The organism is Aquiluna sp., assembly GCF_965064355.1.
The window spans coordinates 1-3,113 of record NZ_CBCHRQ010000103.1 but is presented as its reverse complement, the minus strand read 5'-3'; the positions used below and the strand labels follow the sequence as shown (position 1 = coordinate 3,113).

At 50.9% G+C, this 3,113-nt stretch carries 3 protein-coding genes; all 3 read left to right on the top strand.

All coding sequences use genetic code 11. The annotated features are described in order from the left end of the window. Window positions 1-1,017 (top strand): hypothetical protein (locus tag AC128V_RS07020; RefSeq protein ID WP_482763953.1); only part of this gene is annotated, 1,017 nt, incomplete at its 5' end. Between the two features lie 63 nt (window positions 1,018-1,080). Then, window positions 1,081-2,217: a glycosyltransferase gene (locus AC128V_RS07015; protein WP_482763954.1), complete on the top strand. Its 1,137-nt coding sequence runs from the start codon at window positions 1,081-1,083 to the stop codon at window positions 2,215-2,217. Then, entirely contained in the window at window positions 2,210-3,079 is an 870-nt protein-coding gene (locus tag AC128V_RS07010) for a sugar nucleotide-binding protein (RefSeq protein ID WP_482763952.1), read from the top strand. Before AC128V_RS07015 ends, AC128V_RS07010 begins: the two co-directional genes overlap by 8 nt. The last annotated feature ends 34 nt before the right edge of the window (window positions 3,080-3,113 follow it).

Sequence of the window (3,113 nt, the reverse complement as noted above, 5' to 3'; positions counted from 1 at the left end):
GCCTTGAGCTTCTTCGGTCAGTACCTAAATGCTGGAGTAGTTGAGCAGATTGCCGTGACTGCACCCGCAGGTTCAGCGGCATCTGCTTCCGCGGTCGCCACCACTCCAATGAATGGAGTGCTTAGCCTTTTCGGCACGCAGTTCAACGTTCACATGCTGACTATCGCGGCTCTTATGGGCATCGTTATTTTAGGTGTCACTGTTGGGGTCATTGAGCTTGCCAGAAGCAAGGAGCTTACAAAGGTCACCGCGCTGTCGCTCTTCGCATTTATCTGGCTGTTCAGCCTCGTAATCGAAGTGGTTGTCTTCACTGGCTGGATTACCGGTGGCGGAGACGACCACACCACACGCGTTCTGGAGCGCTATTACGACTTCTTGTTTGTTGTGGTGCCGCTGGCAGGCCTTGCAGCATTGACCTCCAAGTTCATGGCTGAGACCAAAATCTGGATTCGACTTCCTCTTGCAGTGGTGATGCTGATCCTTATAACTCCAGCATTCTCTGGATTCTTTGGTACCTTGACCATTCAGATCGCTGACGCACCGAACCTTGCTGGTTTGGTTGTGAACCAAGATGTTTTCAATGCCGCAGCCCTATTTGGCTTTGCGTCCTTGATTGTCTTCGCGTTCTTCCCCAAATACACAGCGCTAGTTCTGATTGGCCTTTTGCCAGTTACCATGGTCGGCACTGGCTACCAGATTCAGGATCAGTACCAGGGTTTCCGTGGCGAGCTAAACGCTCAGGACCGAGCTGGTCAGTACCTAAGGGCAAACCTAACTCCAGAGCAGGTTGACTCCACATGGATTGTCGCGACTTCTCGTTTTGAAGCGACCAACGTTGCCATCTGGGCAGACTCGGCTGCAATCAAATACGAGCTTTTTGGTGCAGCCTCAGTTTTGGATGCAACGCTCGTTCCGGAGGGAACAAGCTATGTCCTTGTCACCGGTGACCTCTCCTACTCAGGTGCTGTGATTGAAACGATTCCTGGTGAGGGTTACACGCTTCATCGCATCAAGTAAGTAGAGCTTGTGAGAATTCTCTTTCTGCACGAAGTCAACTATCTCGAAAAACCCATTTTCGAGATGCACGAGTTCCCAGAACATCTCGCAGCATTAGGCCATGAAATTGCTTTTCTTCAGTTTCCCGAGGGACTCTCGAAGGAAGAAGTCAAAGCCCTTGGATGGAAAGCTCGGATTCCAGGCCGTGTAATGTCGGAGAAAAACCTCACTCTTTATACGCCTCAAAATGCTGCTGGCACGCTCCTTGGCCGATTGAAGACAGCACTTACCTTTAGGAAGTGTTTTGCCGATGTGGTCGGGGACTTTAGGCCAGATGTTGTCGTCAGCTTTTCAGTACCCACCTCAGGCTGGCAAGCTCTCGCAGTAAGCAAAAAGTTGGGCATCCCTTTCGTATTTCGAGCTTTGGATGTGTCTCACCTGATTCGGAAAAGCGTTTTCTCTCCCTTAATCCTCAGTGCCGAGAAATTTGTTTACCGGAATGCTTCGGCGGTTTCTGCGAACAATTCAGCGATGGCTGATTACTGCCGGAGCATGGGATCAGCGGCTTCAAGAACGTTTGTTGATCTGCCACCAATCGATTTGTCTCATTTTGCGAATGGAGTAGCCAAGCGCGGTCAAATTCGATCGAAGCTTGGTATCTCACTAAACTCCAAAGTGATTCTTTACATGGGAAGTTTTTTCTACTTCTCTGGGCTGCCACAGCTTGTTGATGAGTTTGCAAAGTCTGCGCAAGACAACACCGTCTTGGTGTTGGTTGGCGGGGGAGAGCAAGATCAAGAACTCCGTCATCAGGTGGCAAAACTGGGGCTCACAGAAAAGGTGTTGTTTACCGGCTTCGTAAACTTTGCCGAGCTGCCGGGTTATCTCGCAGCAGCAGATGTTGCTGTGAACCCGATGCAGTCTTCACTGGTTTCAAATGCGGCGTTCCCAAATAAGGTAATTCAGTACTTGGCAACCGGGCTTGCTGTTGCAACGACCAGGCTAAAGGGGTTGTGGCTCACCTTTGGCGACGCCCCCGGCATTCGCTACTCGGAGACACCCGAGCAGGTTATGCGTGACGCACTTGAATTGGCTAAGAGTCCAAACCTGCCAGAGCTTGGTAAAGCAAACCAGACACTGGTCGCGGGAAAGTTTTCTAAGGTTGAAGCCGTAAAGGCGTTTGAAAATCGACTTCAGGAGGTGGTTCAGCAAAATGACTAAGGTTTTAGTTCTTGGCGCTACCGGAATGCTGGGCTCAGCGGTTGTCGATGTCTTGCAAAACTCAAAGTTTGAACTTGTCACGGCCTCAAGAACTGCGGGCATTCGCTTCGATGCCGAAAGTCTAGATGTCGCAAGTCTTTTCATCTCAGCAGGGCTGGAATCAGGGGACTACGTAATCAATTGCGTGGGACTCACTAAGTCTCGAATCGACGAGTCATCACCTGCGAGTAGAGCAAAAGCTGTGCGCCTGAACGTCGATTTTCCCGCTGAGCTTGCGAGGGTGGCTAGCGTAAAGAGCATCAAGGTCATTCAGGTCGCAACCGACTGCGTCTACAGCGGCCTGGCTGGGAGCTACAACGAATCTACTCCGCATGACCCTGTTGATCTCTACGGAGAGACCAAAAGCCTTGGAGAGATACCTTCGGACAGCGTGATGCACCTTCGTTGTTCCCTGATTGGGCCTGAACTTGGCAGAAACTCACTCTTTTTCGAGTGGGTTCGCCAACAGCCAAACGGAGCTGCGATCTCGGGCTATACAGACCACCTTTGGAATGGCTTGTCCTCGAAGGCTTTTGGAAGAGTCATTCTTGGAATATTGACAAAGAATTTGTTCAAGCCTGGCGTTCAACATCTGGTCCCAGCGGACCAGGTCACCAAGGACGAATTGGTCCGGCTAGAACTTAGGGCACTTGGGCGTCATGACGTTAGTGTCACCAGCACCACTTCAGCTAAGTCAGTCGATCGGACCCTCAGCACAGAGAATCCTGAATTCAACAGAGATTTATTCGCTGCCGCAGGCTATTCAACGCTTCCGACAATCAGTCAGATGGTCGACGAAATCTGCGCAGACCTGCCAAACTAGTGCAGTTAGAGGTGACAAATGGTTCGTAAGGTCA